The organism is Nocardia sp. NPDC051981 (assembly GCF_040680715.1).
Classification (GTDB): Bacteria; Actinomycetota; Actinomycetes; order Mycobacteriales; family Mycobacteriaceae; genus Nocardia.
The window spans coordinates 129,888-145,809 of record NZ_JBFAXK010000016.1 but is presented as its reverse complement, the minus strand read 5'-3'; the positions used below and the strand labels follow the sequence as shown (position 1 = coordinate 145,809).

Below are 15,922 nucleotides of genomic sequence, written 5' to 3'. Positions count from 1 at the left end.
GACCTGACCGCCCTCTGCAGGCGATCGTCCTCGGAGTGAGGACCAAAGACCTCTGCGCGGCGACCGGGCTGAGCGACCTGGGACTTCGGCCGTTGGTCCCACCGGTGTCGGGAACATCGGCCCTGCTGATCCGCGCGAGCAGCGACAAAACTTGCTGCCATGAACCCTCCCGCAACTCCGCATGCCGTGGCGACCGTGGCCCTGGTCCTCGGCGCGGCGATGGTGGTCGCGGTTCCCGCCGCTACCGACTACATCTCGCTCTGGGCTCGGCTGTACGGCGCGGTGCTGGTGTATCTCGCGCTCGTCGAATACCTGGCCGTCGCGATCGGGCTGGCCCGATGGGGTGTCAATCAGCTGCGATCGTGAGCGGATCCGGATCTGATACCTTGCGGCTCACCGGCATTCGAACCGTCGCCCCCGCCGCCAGCAGCTCGGTGAACCCGTCGTAATGGATCTCCACCGGGTCCGCCACGCCCGGATCGGCGGCGACCTCCAGATCGGAGGCGCTGACCCTGATCGCGAGCCGGTGCCCGCGGTAGACGATCGAGAAGCGCAGCTCCCCCAGCTCGTCGGGCCAGCAGGGGTTGAAGATGAGGCGATCGGCCCGGATCTCCATTCCGGTGAAGCACCGCTGGACCAGGTCGATGGTTCCGGCCATGGCGCCGAGGTGGATTCCCTCCTGCGTGGTCCCGCCCTGGATATCGGCGGTATCGGAGTCCAGGACCCGGTCGAAGAATTCCATCGCCCTCGCCCGATGCGCGCGGGCCAGCACCCAGGCGTGGACCAGCGCGCTCAGTGTCGAACCATGCGACGTACGGGCCAGGTAGTAGTCGATCGTCCGCGGAATCATCTCCCCGGGAAGGTCATAGCCGAGATACTCGAACACTTCCCGCAATTCGTCGGCGGAGAACAGATAGAACAGCATCAGGACATCGGCCTGTTTGCCGGCCCGGTAGCGGTTGACGTCGTCGCCCTCGGCCTCGAGGATGCGATCGAGCCGCTGGATCTCGCCGTAGCGCTGCCGGTAGCCGTCCCAATCGAGTTCGGCCAGTTGCTCGTAACCGTCGAACTGGCTGATGACCTCGTCGTGGAAGGGCACGTACATCCGCCGCCCGACATGCTCCCACCGCGTCAGTTCCACCGGTGAGACGCGCAGCGATTCGAGCAGTTCCGCCCGTGCGCGGGGCGTCAGCCGTGCCAGCGCGTCGCGCGCCCGCAGCAACGTCCACACCGCCATCACATTCGTGTAGGCATTGTCGTCCACGCCGGATCCCGGTGCGCTCGGCGAACCGGTGTGGAATTCGTCGGGCCCGATGACCCCGCGCAGGTGATACCGGTCGTGGCGCGGGTCGTAGTCGGCCAGGCTCGCCCAGTACCGGGCGATCTCCACCATGAGCTCGGCGCCGTAGTCGGTGAGGAATTCGAGGTCGCCCGTCGACTGGAAGTATTGCCACACGTTGTAGGCGATGGCACTGCCGATATGGTGGGCGCGTGGGCTCGGGTCCGGATTCCAGTGCCCCGACAACGGATTCAGATGCATGAGCTGGCTTTCCTCACGGCCGTCGGAAGCGGACTGCCACGGGAACATCGCCCCGGACAACCCGGCGGCGGCCGCCGCGCGCCGCGCCTCCGGCAAGCGCCGGTATCGGTACCGCAGCAGGCCGCGTGCGAGTCGTGGGAAGCGAGGACTCAGAACCGGATGCACGAACAGCTCGTCCCAGAAGACGTGCCCCCGATAGGCCTCCCCGTGCAGACCCCGCGCGGGGACCCCTACGTCCAGATCGGCGGTGTGCGGCGAGAGGGTCTGCACCAGATGCAGCAGGTGCAACCGGATCACCCGGGTCGCGTGCTCACCGCCGCCCAGATCGATGCGGAGCCGATCCCAGAGGTGTTCCCAGGCGGCCGTGTGCGATTCGAGCAGGTCAGCGAACCGGCCGGCACTGCGCAGTGCGCGCGCGGCCTCGTCGTCCGGGGCCGAGACCGCGTGGTCGCGGCCGGTGACCACGGCCGCGATCTTCTCCAGCACGACGGTGTCGCCCTCGGCCATCGCGACGCCGTGGTCGTGCCCGATCGACCCGTCGCCCTCGACGAGCTCCGTAGCGGGACACAGCTTCACCTCCTCTCGGTGCAGCGTGCCGCGCGCCGCGGTCGCAACCGGAATCCGGGATTGCCCCGTGCGCACCACCACCAGCACCGATTCAGGTGACAGCTCCCGCGCCGAGACCCGCTCGAGGTGATCCCCCGACAGGTCCCGATACCGCGCCACCAGACTGTTGTTCACCGCGCCGTCCACCGTCGAGCGGAAGACCACCGTGCCCGACCAATTCTCGGCGGTCACCGCGGTCTCGAGCGCGCACAGGTGTGGCGCGTGCATGGCCGCGAACCGCCGTTGTCGCACCGCGGTGATGCGACCGGTGCTGTCCCGGAAGCGAAAGTGCCGCAGCAGGACTGCCCGGCGCAGATCGAATTCCTGGCGATAGGACAGCAATTCGACGGCATCGATGTCGAGCCAGTCGCCGTCGCCGATCCGGAACGTGACCGGCAGCCAGTTCGGCAGGTTCACCAGACTCTCGTTGTCGACGGTGCGCCCTGCGATCTGATCGAAGAGCCGGTTGTAGATACCGGCGACATAGGTACCCGGGTAGTGGTGCTCCCCCGCCGCGCACTCCGGCGCGGCCCCGCGGGTGGCGAGATATCCGTTTCCGACGGTGCACAGCGCCTCCCGCAGCCGCTCGTGCGCCGGGTCGTACCCGTCGAAGGCGAACACCCACGAATCCGACACCGCCCCAGCGGATTCGGCCGCCAGTAGAACGGCCAGTTCGTCGAGGAAAGAGCGCACGCCCTCGGGCCCGGGCAGCGCGAAGTGGGCGGCGGTCCGCCGGTCGCCGTTCTCGTCGTGCCGGACCACGATCGAAATGCCCTCGGCCTCCACGGCGTCGAAGGCATCCTCGTCGGTGAGGTCGTCGCCGACGTAGATCGGCAGCGTCGGCGTGACGAGGTGGCCGAGGATCCACTGGAGCGCAGTGCCTTTGTCCCAGTCCATGTCCGGCCGCAATTCGACCACCTTGCGTCCGCCCGTCACGCGCAGGCCGCGCTGGTGCGCCTGCGCGTGCACGGCGGCCGTCACCGCGCCGACGTGTTCCGGGGCGACCCGCCGATAGTGCACGGCGACCGCGAACCGCTTGTGCTCCACCAGGATCCCCTCGATCGCGCTCAACGACCGGGTCAGCTCCTCCGCTGCCGCCGCCAGCGCGCGTTCCGCGCCCGGAGCGGCATCGTGCACATACGTCGTGCCGTCCGGGGCCTGCAATTCGAAGCCGTGACACCCGGCGTACCAGAGTCCGTCGACACCGACCCGGTCGCGAAGATCCGCCAGCTCGCGCCCGCTGACAATGGCGACCGGGCACTGCTCCGCGAGCCGAGCCAGGGCCGGCGCACCGCCCTCCACCAGGGTCGCGGCCGCCGGATCGGGGACGATGGCCGACAGCGTGCCGTCGAAATCGAGCAGGACGGAGGCCTTTTCGGTGTCGAGCAGGTCACCGAGCCGCCGCGCGACCGCATCCGGCACCTCCGACATCCGCCGGAAGCCGTTGCGTAGCCGCACCCGATCGAGGTCGGGCACCACCACATCGGCCCCGCGCTCGGCCAGCCGATCGCCGTGCCCGCCCCGATCGACGCCGATCACCAGACCGAATCCGCCGGCCCGGCCCGCCGCGACACCGGCCTCCGCATCCTCGACGACGACGGTCCGTTCCGGCTCCGCGTCCAGCCGACGCGCGGCCTCGAGCAACATCGCCGGGTCGGGCTTGCCCGCCAGCCCCAGCTCCGCCGCCACGATGCCGTCCACCCGCACCGCGAACAGGTCTCCGATGCCGGCGGCCCGCAGCACGTCGGCGCAGTTGCGGCTGGCGGAGAACACCGCGACACCGATACCCGCAGTCTGCAGGCGCCGCACCAGGGCCACCGTAGAGTCGAACGCGGGGACGCCGTCGCGGGCGAGCCGTTCGAGGAACAACCGGTCCTTCCGGTTGCCGAGTGCGCACACCGTTCCCGCGTCCTCGGCGTCGGCGGGATCGCCTTCTGGTAGCGAAATACCGCGTGCGGCAAGGAAATCGGACACACCCCGGTAGCGCGGTTCACCGTCCACCCACCGCAGGTAATCGTCGTCGGTGAAGGGTGAGAGGATCTCGCCCGGGGCCGGCGCCCGATGTGCGAGGAAGTCGTCGAACATCTCCTTCCAGGCCGCCGCGTGGACGCGGGCGCTATCGGTCACCACGCCGTCCATATCGAATATCACCGCGTCATGGCGCCGCGCGTCGATCAGTGGCGCGGGCCGCATGTTGTCGTCCACGGCTTCAGCGTGCGTGCGTCCGGGCGCCGGGCCAAGGGTCCTGTAGCACCGTAACGAGGACCAACGGCCCCTGTAGCGCGCACGCCACCCGTCCTAGCGTGAGTCCATGAGCCAACTACCCAGCGGCGACACGATCGAGCAGGCAGTCCGGCTGGCCGGTCGCGCGCCCTCCCTGCACAACAGCCAGCCGTGGCGGTGGGTCTTCGACGGCGATGCCCTGCACCTGTTCTCGGTGCCATCGCGCATGCTCCCGGCCACCGACCACTCCGGTCGGCAGATGCTGATCAGCTGTGGTCTCGTGCTGGGGCATCTGCGCGCCGCGCTGGCCGCGGCCGGGTGGCAGACGCAGGTCGCGTACTTCCCCAACCCCAACCGGCATGATCAGCCGGCGACGGTGACCTTCGAGCCGTCGCGGATCGTGACCGACGCCGACCGGGATCGGGCCGCCGCCATCACGGTTCGCTACACCGACCGACTCCCCTTCTCCGCACCGGCGGACTGGAGCGAATTCGAACCGGTACTGCCGGTCATCGTCGACCCCTCCGACGCAGTGATCACCGTGCTGCCGCCCGAGGCCCGCACCGAGCTCGCCCGCGCTTCACGGCTGACCGCGGCGATACGTCGCTACGATTCCGGCTATCAAGCCGAATTGCAGTGGTGGACAGGACATTCATTCCCCGCGGAGGGTATCCCGCCGACGGCCCGGGTATCCGCCGAGGAGCGCGAGCGGGTCGATCTGAGCCGTGTACTCCCGGCCGTCGACGAGGAGCCGCGCCGGACCGAGATCGAGGACGATCGGTCCGTGGTTCTCGTCGTGTCGAGCGGCAACACCTCCGCGGACCTGCTGCGCTGCGGTGAGGCGCTGTCCACCATCCTGCTCGAATGCACGGTCGCGGGCTATGCGACCTGCCCGATCACCCACGTCACCGAAGTGCCGCAGAGCCGAGCGGTCATCCGCGAGCTCACCGGCCGCGTGGAGCAGCCCCAGGTGCTGGTGCGGGTCGGCACGGTTCCCGCCTCCGACCGGCAGCCGACCCATACCCCACGGCTGCCCCTCGAACAGATCCTGGAGGTCACCGCTCCCGCCGCCCCCGGCGGCCCAGCTCCGTCCGGCCATACCCGATAATCCGTCCCGGAGAGCTATGTTCGACCACGACGACCTACAGATTGGGAACCGGCCATGATCAAGGTTTTTCTCGTTGACGATCACGAGATCGTTCGCCGGGGACTCGTCGACCTGCTCGACAGCGACCCGGAACTCACCGTCATCGGTGAAGCCTCCGATGTGGCCCAGGCCCTGGCCAGAATCCCGGCGCTGAAACCGGATGTCGCGGTCCTCGATGTCCGGCTGCCGGATGGGAACGGCATCGAACTCTGCCGTGATCTGCTCTCGCGCCTCGATACGCTGCGCTGCCTCATCCTCACCTCGTTCACCGACGAGCAGGCCATGATGGACGCGATCCTCGCCGGAGCCAGCGGTTACGTGGTCAAGGACATCAAGGGCATGGAGTTGGCGAAGGCCATCAAGGAGGTCGGCGCCGGCCGCTCGCTGCTGGACAACCGCGCCGCCGCGGCCCTGATGGATCGGCTGCGGCGCAGCACCCAGTCCGACGGCCCGCTGGCCGGGCTCACCGACCAGGAGCGCAAACTTCTCGACCTGCTCGGCGACGGGCTGACCAACCGGCAGATCGCCGAACGAATGTTCCTCGCGGAGAAGACGGTCAAGAACTACGTCTCCCGGCTGCTCGCCAAGCTCGGCATGGAGCGCCGCACCCAGGCCGCGGTCTACGCGTCCAAGCTGCGTGGCGACCATCCGCGTCCGCAGTAGAGCGAACCGTGCTCCCCCGCCGCGTCTTCGGCCGAAGGCGCGGCGATCGCGCGTTCCCGCCTCCGGCCACACCGACCCGACAGCCGACCCCCGAGGCCCGGGCTCGCCAATAGCGGCGGCAAGTCCTCGGCTACAAGGTCTTTGGTCCCCTCTCTGGATGCGAGCAGGCCCTATCGGCCCGGCCCGAACAGCGGAATCCTCGACTGTATGCACGTCCACGCGCTGGCCTCGGCCACGAATCGCGCGCTGCCGCACATGGTTCGGGCCGTACCCGCCACGGAGGCGGCGGCGCAGCCCGCCGACCGGATTCTGACCGTACTGGCCACCGGAGACGAAGGGCTGACCGAATCCGAATATGCCGGACGGGCACGCCTTTTCGGGCCGAACGCCATTCAGGCGCATCGCGCGCGCATCGGGCCGGTCATCGCGCGGCAATTGCGCTCGCCGCTCCTGCTGCTGCTCGCTGCGACCGCTCTGGTGTCGTTCTTCCTCGGCGAGCGTAGCGACGCGGTGGTCATCGGGGTGATCGTGGCGATGTCCGTCGGGCTGGGCACCGTCAACGAATTCCGCGCCGAGCAGGCGGCGGCCGCACTGCACGAGCGCATCCGGCATCGAGTCGTCGTGACGCGTGCCGGACAGGCACGATCGGTCGACCTCGCGGAGCTGGTACCGGGCGACATCGTCCAGCTGCGGCCGGGCGAGCTGGTGCCCGCGGATTTGCGGCTGTTGTCCGTGACCGGACTGCAGTGCGATGAATCGGTGCTGACCGGCGAGTCGGAATCGGTGATCAAATCGACCGACCCGGTAGCGGCGGGGAGCCCGGTGTCCGAGCTGGCCTGCTGTGCACTCATGGGCACGGTGGTCGCCGCCGGGACCGGACGTGGCGTCGTGACAGCGACGGGCGGCGACACCGAATTCGGGCGTATCGCCGTCGGTTTGGCGCGCCGGGAGCCCGAGACCGAGTTCCAGGCCGGGCTGCGCCGGTTCTCCATGCTGCTGGTCCGCGTCGCCGCCGTTCTGACGATCGGCATCTTCGGGGTGAACCTGGTGCTGCACCGGCCGCTACTGGACGCGCTGATGTTCTCGCTGGCGATCGCTGTCGGCATTTCCCCGCAACTGCTGCCAGCGGTGGTGTCGACCAGCCTGGCGGCCGGGTCACGAATCCTGGCACAGCGCAAGGTGCTGGTGAAGCGACTGGTCTGTATCGAGGATCTCGGCGACATCGAGGTGTTGTTCACCGACAAGACCGGCACATTGACCGAGGGACGGATCGAATTCATGCGCGCGGTCGCCGCCGAACCGGACGCCGGCGACGATGTCATCGAGCTCGGCATGGCCTGCACCGACGGCGTGATCCAGAACGGCCGCCTCGCAGGCGGTGACGCGCTGGATACGGCACTGTGGGCCGCGCCGCTCGCACCGCGGGACGGCGCCGAGCGGCACACCCGGCTCGCCACACTGCCTTTCGATCATCGGCGGCGCATGGTCTCGGTCCTGGTCGACGCACCGGGCACCGGGGCCACGATCATTACGAAGGGAGCACCCGAAGCCGTCCTCGCCTGCTGCGAGAACGTGCCGGATGCAGCCACCGCGGCGCTCGGCGCCGAGTTCGCGGCCGGGCACCGCGTGGTCGCCGTCGCGACCCGTCCGGCGCCCGGGCGGACGTCGCTGACGGCCGCCGACGAGACCGGTCTGCGGCTGGCCGGGTTCCTCGTGTTCCTCGACCCGCCGAAAGCCTCTGCGCGCGAGGCGATCAGCCGCCTGGCCGCGCTCGGCGTCGCGGTCAAGGTCATCACCGGCGATCATCCGACAGTGGCCGCGCGGGTCTGCGAGCAGCTGGGCCTACCGGCGGGCGACACCCTGTCGGGCGCCGACCTCGACCGGCTCACCGACGACGATCTCACCGGGAAGCTGTCCACCACAACCGTTTTCGCCCGCATCGATCCCGAACAGAAGGCACGGATCGTTCGCGCGCAGCGGTCGCTCGGCGTCGATGTCGCGTTCCTCGGCGACGGCGTCAACGACGCGCTCGCCCTGCACGCCGCCGATGTCGGAATCTCCGTGGACGCCGCCACCGACGTCGCCAAGGACGCCGCCGATGTCGTGCTGCTCGAGAAGGACCTGCAGGTCCTGGCGGACGGCGTCACCCAGGGCCGGCGCGTGTTCGCCAACACCATGAAGTACGTCCTGATGGGCACATCCAGCAATTTTGGCAATATGTTCAGCGCGGCCGGCGCTTCCGCGTTCCTGCCGTTCCTGCCCATGCTGCCCTCGCAGATCCTGCTCAACAATCTGCTCTACGACTCCAGCCAGCTCGCCATCCCCACCGACACCGTCGACGAGGAGCAGCTGGCCCGGCCCGCGCGCTGGGACATCGGGCTGATCCGGCGATTCATGCTGGTGTTCGGTCCCATCAGCTCGGTGTTCGACTTCGCGACCTTCGGCATCATGCTGTGGGTCTTCCACGCGGGCGAAGCCCTCTTCCACACCGCCTGGTTCGTCGAATCGCTGGCCACCCAGACCCTGGTGCTGTTCGTGATCCGCACCCGCAGAACGCCCTTCTTCCGCAGCCACCCGAGCGTTGCCCTGCTCACCGCCGCGCTGGCCGCGGTGGGAATCGGCGCACTGCTGCCGGTGACGCCGCTGGCCGCCACGCTCGGCTTCCAGCCGCTGCCCGGCGCCTTCTTCGTCGCGCTGCTCGCCATGATCGTCGTGTACCTGGCGCTGGCGGAAACCGCGAAGCACTGGTTCTTCCGGACAACCCCCGCCGTCCCGGCCGCCCGCGACCGCCGGCCCGATCATCGAATGCGCCGTCGCGCTGCGCGTTTCGCCACCGGAACGCCTCGGGCGGCGACCGTGGGCTCCTAGGCCAGCAGCCGGGACTTGATCAGTTCCATCATTTCGGTGCGATTGCGCGGGCCGTTGTGGGCGGCCTGGAAGTGGTTGCCGATGCGCACCGAAACGGTGATCAGGCAGCGGATCTCGACCTCGTCCTCGTCGGGGCAGAACGAGGAGTACAGGGACCGCAGATAGTCCATGCGGCGGTTGTCGACGCGGCGGAGCCGTTCGGCCACCGCCTCGTCGCGGCGGCCCCAATCGCGGATCGCGATATCGGCGATGATGCCCCGCACCGGCCGTCCGCCGTGTCGGCGACGATGGTGAAAAGCCGCTCCAGCCTGGTTCTGGCGTCCCCGCCATCGCGCTCGATCTGTTCGACCACGCCTTCGGCGACCTCGTACTCCCAGGTGTCGAGCATCTCGGTGAGCAGTGCGTCCCGGTGGCGGAAGTATCCGTAGAAGCCGCCCTTGCTGACACCGAGCGCCTGTGCCAGCGCCTCGATCCGTACCACTTCGGGGCCGCCCGCGACGAGCGCCCGCAAGCCTTCCTCGATCCATCTGCCTCGCGGTGTGCAAGCCACGGCCATGGTGCGCCTCCTCACGTCGGCAAGGAGTATACGGCGGCGTATAGATGGGTTTATGTTCGATCTATACGCCACCGTATAGATCGGAGCCGAGCTCGTGAGACTTCCTCCCACCGCTCACACCAACCGCCCGTGGCGGATCCACGACATCGCCGACGACTTCACCGTGGAGGACGTATGGGCGTTGCCGACGCCGGGCGGTCCCGACGACTTCCCTTGGCTGGTACGCCAATTCGCCGAACGAGTCAGCGGTGGGGTGACCGGCGATACCGTGATCTCCCGGGCGCTGTTCACCATTCGCTGGAAGCTCGGAGCACTGCTCGGCTGGGACCGGCCCGATACCGGCACCGGCGGTCGGCTGCCCTCCCTGTACGACCGCCTGCCCGCCGACCTCCGCTCGGACTCCCGGGGCCCGGACCTCGGCACATCGCCGTTCAGGTCCGTGTACCAACTGGAGAACGAATGGGCGGCCGAAATGGGCAACACGACCGTCCACGCGGTCATGCACCTCGGCTGGGTTGCGGACGGAACCGGCGGCTACCGCGGTCAGATGGCTGTCCTGGTGAAGCCGAACGGCCTGTTGGGCGCCCTCTACATGGCCGGTATCAAGCCTTTTCGGTATCTCGGTGTGTATCCGGCGCTGATGCGCGCCATCGGCCGCGAGTGGCAGGCGAACACCGTCGCCGCGACCTCACACGGCAAAGGTGTTGCGGTACACACGATCTTCGAGAAGATCGCCGGATACTACGACCGCATGAACCTCGTCATGACGCTCGGCCGCCATGCGCGCTGGTGCCGTGAAGTGGCCGCCCACGCCGCGCCGCCCGCGGGCGGACGACTATTGGACCTGGCCACCGGGACAGGTGTGATCGCTCTGGCGGCGGCAAAGATGTATCCCACTGTCGCCGTAACCGGTGCCGACTTCTCCGAGGCGATGCTGGCTCGCGCACGGATCAAATCCGGGGCGGGCGCGGTTCGATGGCAGCAGGCCGACGCGACCCGGCTGCCGTTCGACGACGAGTCCTTCGACGCGGTCACCGAAGGCTATCTGCTCCGCAACGTCGAAGACCTCCCCGGAGCGCTTCGCGAACAGCACCGCGTCCTCGCGCCCGGCGGCCGGATCGTCATCCTCGAAACCTGCCCTCCCAGCGGCCCGTTGAGGCCGATCCTCGAGTGGGGAATGAGCACGATCATTCCGCTGCTGGGGCAGACGATTGCTCGCGATCGGTCGTCGTACGCATACCTCGAATCCAGCACCCTCGCCTTCACCTCACCTCAACATGTCGCGAATGTTCTGTGCGAAATGGGTTTTCAGAACATCGGATGGAGCAAGAAGTTCCTCGGCACCAATGTCATCCTCTGGGCCGACAAACCACGATGATCGGTGATTGAAACTGTATTCAAAAAATCGATTCCCGACAGTCGGCAGCATGCTCATTTTCATCGGGGCCGCCCAGGCCGACGATAAGCAGCGGCAGGCCGACCTGCCATCTCGACGCCTGGCGTCGCACTTGGGCACCCTGAATCAGGCTAACCCGCCTGCTTCGCCACGAGCCGCACCCCGGTCACCAGGGTCGGCTCGATGGCGACGACGGTGTCCATCGACCCGTCGACCCACGGCTGCAGCAGGCTCTCGTACCGTGTGACCCGTTCCGGATCCGTCACGGTGCGGGCGATCCCCGTCACCACCACCGACCATCCCAGCCCCGCGACGGGGTCGATGTCGTCGGCCTCGTACGCCACCACCACATTCGAATCCGCACGCACGGTCGATGTCAGCCGAGACGTGAGGCGGGTTCGCACGACGATGATCTCGCCCTCGTCGACCAGATGGTTCACCGGCCGGACAGCGGGCAGCGCGTCGCGAGTGAAGATGACCCTCCCGAACGGAACACTGGCCAGCAGCCGCAGTGCCTCCGCGCGCCCCAGACTCTCGGTGGCGCGCGGAGCGAACTGGTACCCACGTTTCAACTGACGACCCTTTCTCACCTGATTCCCGGCACTGCAAACCCCTCGATCCATGTCAACAGCCGCAACGGCGCCCCCACAGGGCCGAAGGTCCTGTTTCGGACGTCCTTCGGACACGGCACAGCCCACACCCGACATCGCACGATGAGCCCGGAGCCGCGGGCCCGGCCACGAAAGGGACGAAGGGCGGTGGCGTTCGGGGACTGTGGCCCTGCCGCTCCCTCGGACATCCGCGATGCACTGGTCAGTGCACACCCGGCGAAGGGACGAGAACATGACGGCCGATTCACGTTTCCACGCTTGGCTGGATCGAGCCGGCGGCGTCCTCGGAACCGCGCTGCTGGCCGGAACGATCGCACCGCTGGTCGCCGGTGGCGTCGCCTGGGCCGCCGGGGCGACAGCAGTGGCCGACTGGTGCTGGGCCGCGGGCACGGTGGTGGCCTTGGTCCCGGCGGTGTGGTGGGTTGTCGCGGCGCTGCGCCGCGGGCGCGCCGGAGTGGACCTCATCGCGGTGTTGTCGCTGGCCGGCACGCTCTGGGTGCACGAGTACCTCGCAGGCGCACTGATCGCGGTCATGCTCGCTAGCGGGCATGCGCTGGATACCGCCGCCGAGCGGCGTGCGGCCCGGGATCTGCGAGCACTGCTCGAGCGCGCGCCGCGCTCGGCGCGGCGACGGCAGGGGGACGTGGTGCGTGTCGTGGATCTCGACGAGGTCGTCCCGGGTGACATCCTGGTGATCGCCGCCGGCGAGGTGGTTCCCACCGACGGCAGGATCATGGATACCGTTGCGGCGCTGGATGAATCGGCACTGACGGGTGAACCGCTCCAGGTCGAGCGCGCCCCCGGGGAGCCGGTGCGCAGCGGCGTGCTCAATGCCGGCGGAGTGTTCGAGATGCGGGCCACCGCGACCGCCGACAACAGCACCTACGCCGGCATCGTACGGCTGGCACGAGAGGCGGGAGCCACCACCGCGCCCACGGTCCGGTTGGCGGACCGCTATGCCGTGTGGTTTCTCCCGCTGACCCTGGTCGTCGCGGGTGCCGCCTACTGGTTCAGCGGATCGCTGGTGCGCGCGGTGGCGGTGCTCGTGGTCGCGACACCGTGCCCGTTGTTGCTGGCCGCGCCCGTTGCCATCGTGTCGGGGCTGTCACGCGCTTCGCGGGTCGGCGTGGTGGTGCGCGACGGCGGGGCGTTGGAAAATCTCGGTCGCGCAACAACTCTGGTCATGGACAAGACCGGTACCGTCACGGCCGGGCGGCCCGTGGTCACGGAGGTCGCCGCCGCTCCGGGCGCGGATGGAGCGCGGCTGTTGCAGCTGGCCGCGTCGGTGGATCAGATGTCGCCGCACGTGCTGGCCGAGGCGATCGTGACCGAGGCACTGGCCCGCAAGCTCCAGCTCGCCATTGCCACAGCGGTTTCCGAACAGGCGGGTCGCGGCGTCACCGGAACGGTCGACGGTCATCGCGTGCAGGTGGGGAAGTTGCCGGAGTCGATGATCACCCCGGAATGGGCTCGGCCGGTGATGAATCGGGCGCGGCTGGACTCCGCCGCCGTCGCCTGGATCGTCGTCGACGACGACCCCCGAGGTGTCGTGTTGCTGCGGGATCCCTTGCGGCGGCAGGCGCCCCGCACCCTGCGCCGGCTGCGTGAGGCCGGACTGAACCGCCTCGTCATGCTCACCGGTGATCGTCCCGAGCCCGCGGGTGAGGTCGCGACGGTGCTGGGCCTCGACGAGGTCTACGCGGGCCAGAGCCCGGCCGACAAGGTCGAGGCGGTGCGCCGGGAGAGCCGGCAGCAGGTGACCATCATGGTGGGCGATGGGATCAACGACGCTCCCGCCCTCGCCGCCGCCACGGTGGGAGTGGCCATGGGAGCGCGGGGTTCGACCGCCTCGTCCGAGGCCGCCGACATCGTGCTCACCACCGATCGGCTGGACCGGCTCGCGGACGCCATGGACATCGCCCGCTGGTCGCGGCGCATCGCGGTCCAGAGCGCGACCGTCGGCATGACCCTGTCGCTCGCGGCCATGGTCGTCGCGGCCGTCGGCTGGCTGCCGCCCGCGGCGGGCGCACTGCTTCAGGAGGCCATCGACGTCGCCGTCATCCTGAACGCACTACGAGCACTGCGCGGCAATCCGGCCGCCCATCTGGATCTGCCGGCCGATACCGAAGAGCTGCTCCACCGCTTCGCCGCCGAGCACGATGTCCTGCAGGACGCCCTCACGAAGCTCCGCGCGGTGGCCGACCGGGTCGCGGAGCGCCCGGATGACGAGGCACTCGAGGCACTCGACGACGTGCACCGTTTCCTGCTCGACGACCTGCTGCCCCATGAGCTGGCCGAGGAAACCCAGCTGTACCCCGCGCTCGCCGGGCCGCTCGGCGGCACCGAGGCCACGGCCACCATGAGCCGCGCACACGCCGAGATCCAGCGGCTGGCCACCCGCATCGGCACCCATCTCGAACTGGCCCGCGCGCGTGGCGGATTCGACCCGGATCAGATCGACGACCTGCTGGCCTGTCTCTACGGCCTGCATGCCGTGCTGCGCCTGCACTTCGTGCAGGAGGAGGAGAACTATTTCGCCCTCGCCGCCGACGAACGGCTGTGATCATGACCCGGCCCGCCGGCGATCATGACCTGGCCCGCCGGCGATCATGACCTGGCCCGCCGGCGATCATGACCTGGCCCGCCGGCGATCATGGCCCGGCCCGCTGGCCGATCGCCCCGCACGGCCGTGCGTTTGTTCCCCCACCACCGTGACCTTGTCCTCTGTGCCGCCCGCCCGGCCGGACGCAGGCTGAACGCACGAACTACCGAAGGAGGCGCGTCATGGAGTACCGGGTGAACGTGTGCGAGACGCCGCCGCAGGCGGTGCTGCGCATACCACTGGAGATCCGCCCGGACCTGTTGAGCGACGGCATTGTCGGCGGCATGAACCGGCTATCGGAGGTGGCCGAGCAGGCCGGGCTCGTCGCGAACGGCGCGCCGATGATCACCTTCCATCGGGAACTGCCCGCCGAGGACGCCATCGTCGTCGATTTCGGGCTCCCGATCGAGGCCGCGCCCGCCCTAGGCCCGAGTTCGGGTGCGGAGCTGACCATCCAGTCGCCGTCGCTGGTGGCCCGCACCTGTCATCGCGGCAGCTATCGCGACATCGACGCCGGATACCGCGCATTGCGAGAGTGGCTGCAGGGCAACGGCTATCGACCCATCGGACCGCCGACGGAGGCGTATCTCATCGGCCCCGACGAGGTGAGCGATCCTCGTCTGCTGATCACCGAGATCCGCATTCCGGTGGCCCCCGTCGCGGCCATCGCCGTCCACCTCGACGCGACGTTCCCCGACGCCGTGGACCGCACCCGGACCGCGTTGCGGGAGCATGGATTCGGCGTCGTGACCGAATTCGATGTCCAGGCCGCACTCCGGGAGGGGACCGGTGAGCACATCGAGGAGTACCTGATCCTCGGAGCCTGCAACCCGCAGCTCGCCGGGCGCGCCCTCGCCGTCGACCGGGAGGCGGGATTGCTGTTGCCCTGCACCGTTGTCGTGCGGGCCGACCGGACCGGCGTGCTCGTGGAGGCCACTGATCCCACGCAGCTCGCCGAGGTCCTGGCCAGGCCCGAGCTCGCCGGACCGGCCGAAGCGGCCCGTCGAATGCTCGCCGCCGCACTGGCCGACCTGTCCCATCCCGCCGCAGCGGCCGGCTGAGGCGGTCGAGGACCATGGTCCCGGTCACCACGGGTAGGAGTCCTCTCACCGAAATCCGGCGACGCGAGCAGGCTCGATGCATGGAAACCACCGCTCCCCGCGTCGCCGTCATCTACGCCACCGCTCAGGGATCCACCCGGGAGATCGCCGATTACATCGGCGCCTACCTCACGGCTCGCGGCGCGACCGTCGAGGTCGCCGACGTCGAACACGCTCCCGAACTCACGCTCTTCGATGCCATCGTGCTGGGCAGCGCCGTGCACGATCTGGCCCTGCTGCCGGAGATGACAGAATTCGTCCGCTCGCATCGCCACGAACTGCAGGCATACCCGGTGTGGCTGTTCAGCGTCGGGCTGGGGCCGGCCCTGGTCGGTCCGACCGGGCGCCGCATCGGCAATATCGTCCCGAGAAAGATTGCCGCCCTGCGTGATTCGATCAAACCGCGTGATTTCCACGCGTTCGCCGGCCACTACGAGCGCATCGGGGTCTCGTTGCCCGCGCGGGCCCTGTATCGCGTGCTCGGCGGTGCCCGCTACGGGGACCTGCGCGACTGGTCCGACATCACGACCTGGACCGACACCATCGCGCAGGCCCTGCACCTGCCCCAGGCCCAGGCCACTCCGACCCACCCCTGACCCGCGCACCCCCG

Annotated in this window: 11 protein-coding genes and 1 pseudogene; 8 read left to right on the top strand and 4 right to left on the bottom strand. The window is 69.0% G+C overall.

Annotation, left to right across the window (positions count from 1 at the left end; all coding sequences use genetic code 11):
- Nucleotides 1-159 precede the first annotated feature (159 nt).
- Nucleotides 160-366 (top strand): hypothetical protein, encoded by a 207-nt coding sequence (locus tag AB0L60_RS26155; RefSeq protein ID WP_364618540.1) that lies wholly within the window; start codon nucleotides 160-162, stop codon nucleotides 364-366.
- Here AB0L60_RS26155 and otsB read toward each other — a convergent pair.
- Nucleotides 347-4,339 carry a trehalose-phosphatase gene (gene otsB, locus AB0L60_RS26150; protein WP_364618675.1) on the bottom strand — a complete coding sequence of 1,331 codons (3,993 nt, stop codon included), beginning with the start codon at nucleotides 4,337-4,339 and terminating at the stop codon, nucleotides 347-349. The two genes, AB0L60_RS26155 and otsB, sit on opposite strands and share 20 nt — an antisense overlap.
- A 118-nt stretch (nucleotides 4,340-4,457) precedes the next feature.
- Between otsB and AB0L60_RS26145 the strand changes: the two genes are divergently transcribed.
- The 3 genes from AB0L60_RS26145 (at nucleotide 4,458) to mgtA (ending at nucleotide 9,047) form a co-directional block, all read left to right on the top strand.
- Complete coding sequence (locus AB0L60_RS26145) at nucleotides 4,458-5,477, top strand: NAD(P)H nitroreductase (protein ID WP_364618538.1); 1,020 nt, start codon at nucleotides 4,458-4,460, stop codon at nucleotides 5,475-5,477.
- Between the two features lie 54 nt (nucleotides 5,478-5,531).
- Complete coding sequence (locus tag AB0L60_RS26140; RefSeq protein WP_364618536.1) at nucleotides 5,532-6,179, top strand: response regulator transcription factor; 648 nt, start codon at nucleotides 5,532-5,534, stop codon at nucleotides 6,177-6,179.
- 255 nt (nucleotides 6,180-6,434) lie between these two features.
- Complete coding sequence (mgtA, locus tag AB0L60_RS26135) at nucleotides 6,435-9,047, top strand: magnesium-translocating P-type ATPase (protein ID WP_364618672.1); 2,613 nt, start codon at nucleotides 6,435-6,437, stop codon at nucleotides 9,045-9,047.
- On the opposite strand, the gene AB0L60_RS26130 is transcribed toward mgtA, so the two are convergent.
- Both AB0L60_RS26130 and AB0L60_RS26125 read right to left on the bottom strand, forming a co-directional pair.
- Nucleotides 9,044-9,310 carry a hypothetical protein gene (locus AB0L60_RS26130; protein ID WP_364618687.1) on the bottom strand — a complete coding sequence of 89 codons (267 nt, stop codon included), beginning with the start codon at nucleotides 9,308-9,310 and terminating at the stop codon, nucleotides 9,044-9,046. The two genes, mgtA and AB0L60_RS26130, sit on opposite strands and share 4 nt — an antisense overlap.
- Nucleotides 9,311-9,492: 182 nt before the next feature.
- A pseudogene (locus tag AB0L60_RS26125) lies at nucleotides 9,493-9,603 on the bottom strand (TetR/AcrR family transcriptional regulator); the annotation flags it as partial.
- A 94-nt stretch (nucleotides 9,604-9,697) separates the two neighbouring features.
- Between AB0L60_RS26125 and AB0L60_RS26120 the strand changes: the two are divergent.
- Nucleotides 9,698-10,981 (top strand): ubiquinone/menaquinone biosynthesis methyltransferase, encoded by a 1,284-nt coding sequence (locus tag AB0L60_RS26120; protein WP_364618534.1) that lies wholly within the window; start codon nucleotides 9,698-9,700, stop codon nucleotides 10,979-10,981.
- Between the two features lie 149 nt (nucleotides 10,982-11,130).
- Here AB0L60_RS26120 and AB0L60_RS26115 read toward each other — a convergent pair whose 3' ends face one another.
- Nucleotides 11,131-11,571 carry a pyridoxamine 5'-phosphate oxidase family protein gene (locus AB0L60_RS26115; RefSeq protein WP_364618531.1) on the bottom strand — a complete coding sequence of 147 codons (441 nt, stop codon included), beginning with the start codon at nucleotides 11,569-11,571 and terminating at the stop codon, nucleotides 11,131-11,133.
- 271 nt (nucleotides 11,572-11,842) lie between these two features.
- Between AB0L60_RS26115 and AB0L60_RS26110 the strand changes: the two genes are divergently transcribed.
- From AB0L60_RS26110 to AB0L60_RS26100, 3 genes are all read left to right on the top strand, one after another.
- Nucleotides 11,843-14,173: a heavy metal translocating P-type ATPase gene (locus AB0L60_RS26110; protein ID WP_364618529.1), complete on the top strand. Its 2,331-nt coding sequence runs from the start codon at nucleotides 11,843-11,845 to the stop codon at nucleotides 14,171-14,173.
- A gap of 221 nt (nucleotides 14,174-14,394) precedes the next feature.
- Nucleotides 14,395-15,273 (top strand): DUF302 domain-containing protein, encoded by an 879-nt coding sequence (locus AB0L60_RS26105; RefSeq protein WP_364618526.1) that lies wholly within the window; start codon nucleotides 14,395-14,397, stop codon nucleotides 15,271-15,273.
- Nucleotides 15,274-15,353: 80 nt separating this feature from the next.
- The gene (locus AB0L60_RS26100; protein WP_364618523.1) at nucleotides 15,354-15,908 is read left to right on the top strand and encodes a flavodoxin domain-containing protein; all 555 of its coding nucleotides are present in this window, start codon (nucleotides 15,354-15,356) and stop codon (nucleotides 15,906-15,908) included.
- Nucleotides 15,909-15,922 lie beyond the last annotated feature (14 nt).

What these genes read in the sequence shown, in the direction of transcription:
- AB0L60_RS26155 (WP_364618540.1), top strand. Translation starts at nt 160, where the DNA reads ATGAACCCTCCCGCAACTCCGCATGCCGTGGCGACCGTGGCCCTGGTC.
- otsB (WP_364618675.1), bottom strand. Translation starts at nt 4,339, where the DNA reads ATGCGGCCCGCGCCACTGATCGACGCGCGGCGCCATGACGCGGTGATA.
- AB0L60_RS26145 (WP_364618538.1), top strand. Translation starts at nt 4,458, where the DNA reads ATGAGCCAACTACCCAGCGGCGACACGATCGAGCAGGCAGTCCGGCTG.
- AB0L60_RS26140 (WP_364618536.1), top strand. Translation starts at nt 5,532, where the DNA reads ATGATCAAGGTTTTTCTCGTTGACGATCACGAGATCGTTCGCCGGGGA.
- mgtA (WP_364618672.1), top strand. Translation starts at nt 6,435, where the DNA reads ATGGTTCGGGCCGTACCCGCCACGGAGGCGGCGGCGCAGCCCGCCGAC.
- AB0L60_RS26110 (WP_364618529.1), top strand. Translation starts at nt 11,843, where the DNA reads ATGACGGCCGATTCACGTTTCCACGCTTGGCTGGATCGAGCCGGCGGC.
- AB0L60_RS26105 (WP_364618526.1), top strand. Translation starts at nt 14,395, where the DNA reads ATGGAGTACCGGGTGAACGTGTGCGAGACGCCGCCGCAGGCGGTGCTG.
- AB0L60_RS26100 (WP_364618523.1), top strand. Translation starts at nt 15,354, where the DNA reads ATGGAAACCACCGCTCCCCGCGTCGCCGTCATCTACGCCACCGCTCAG.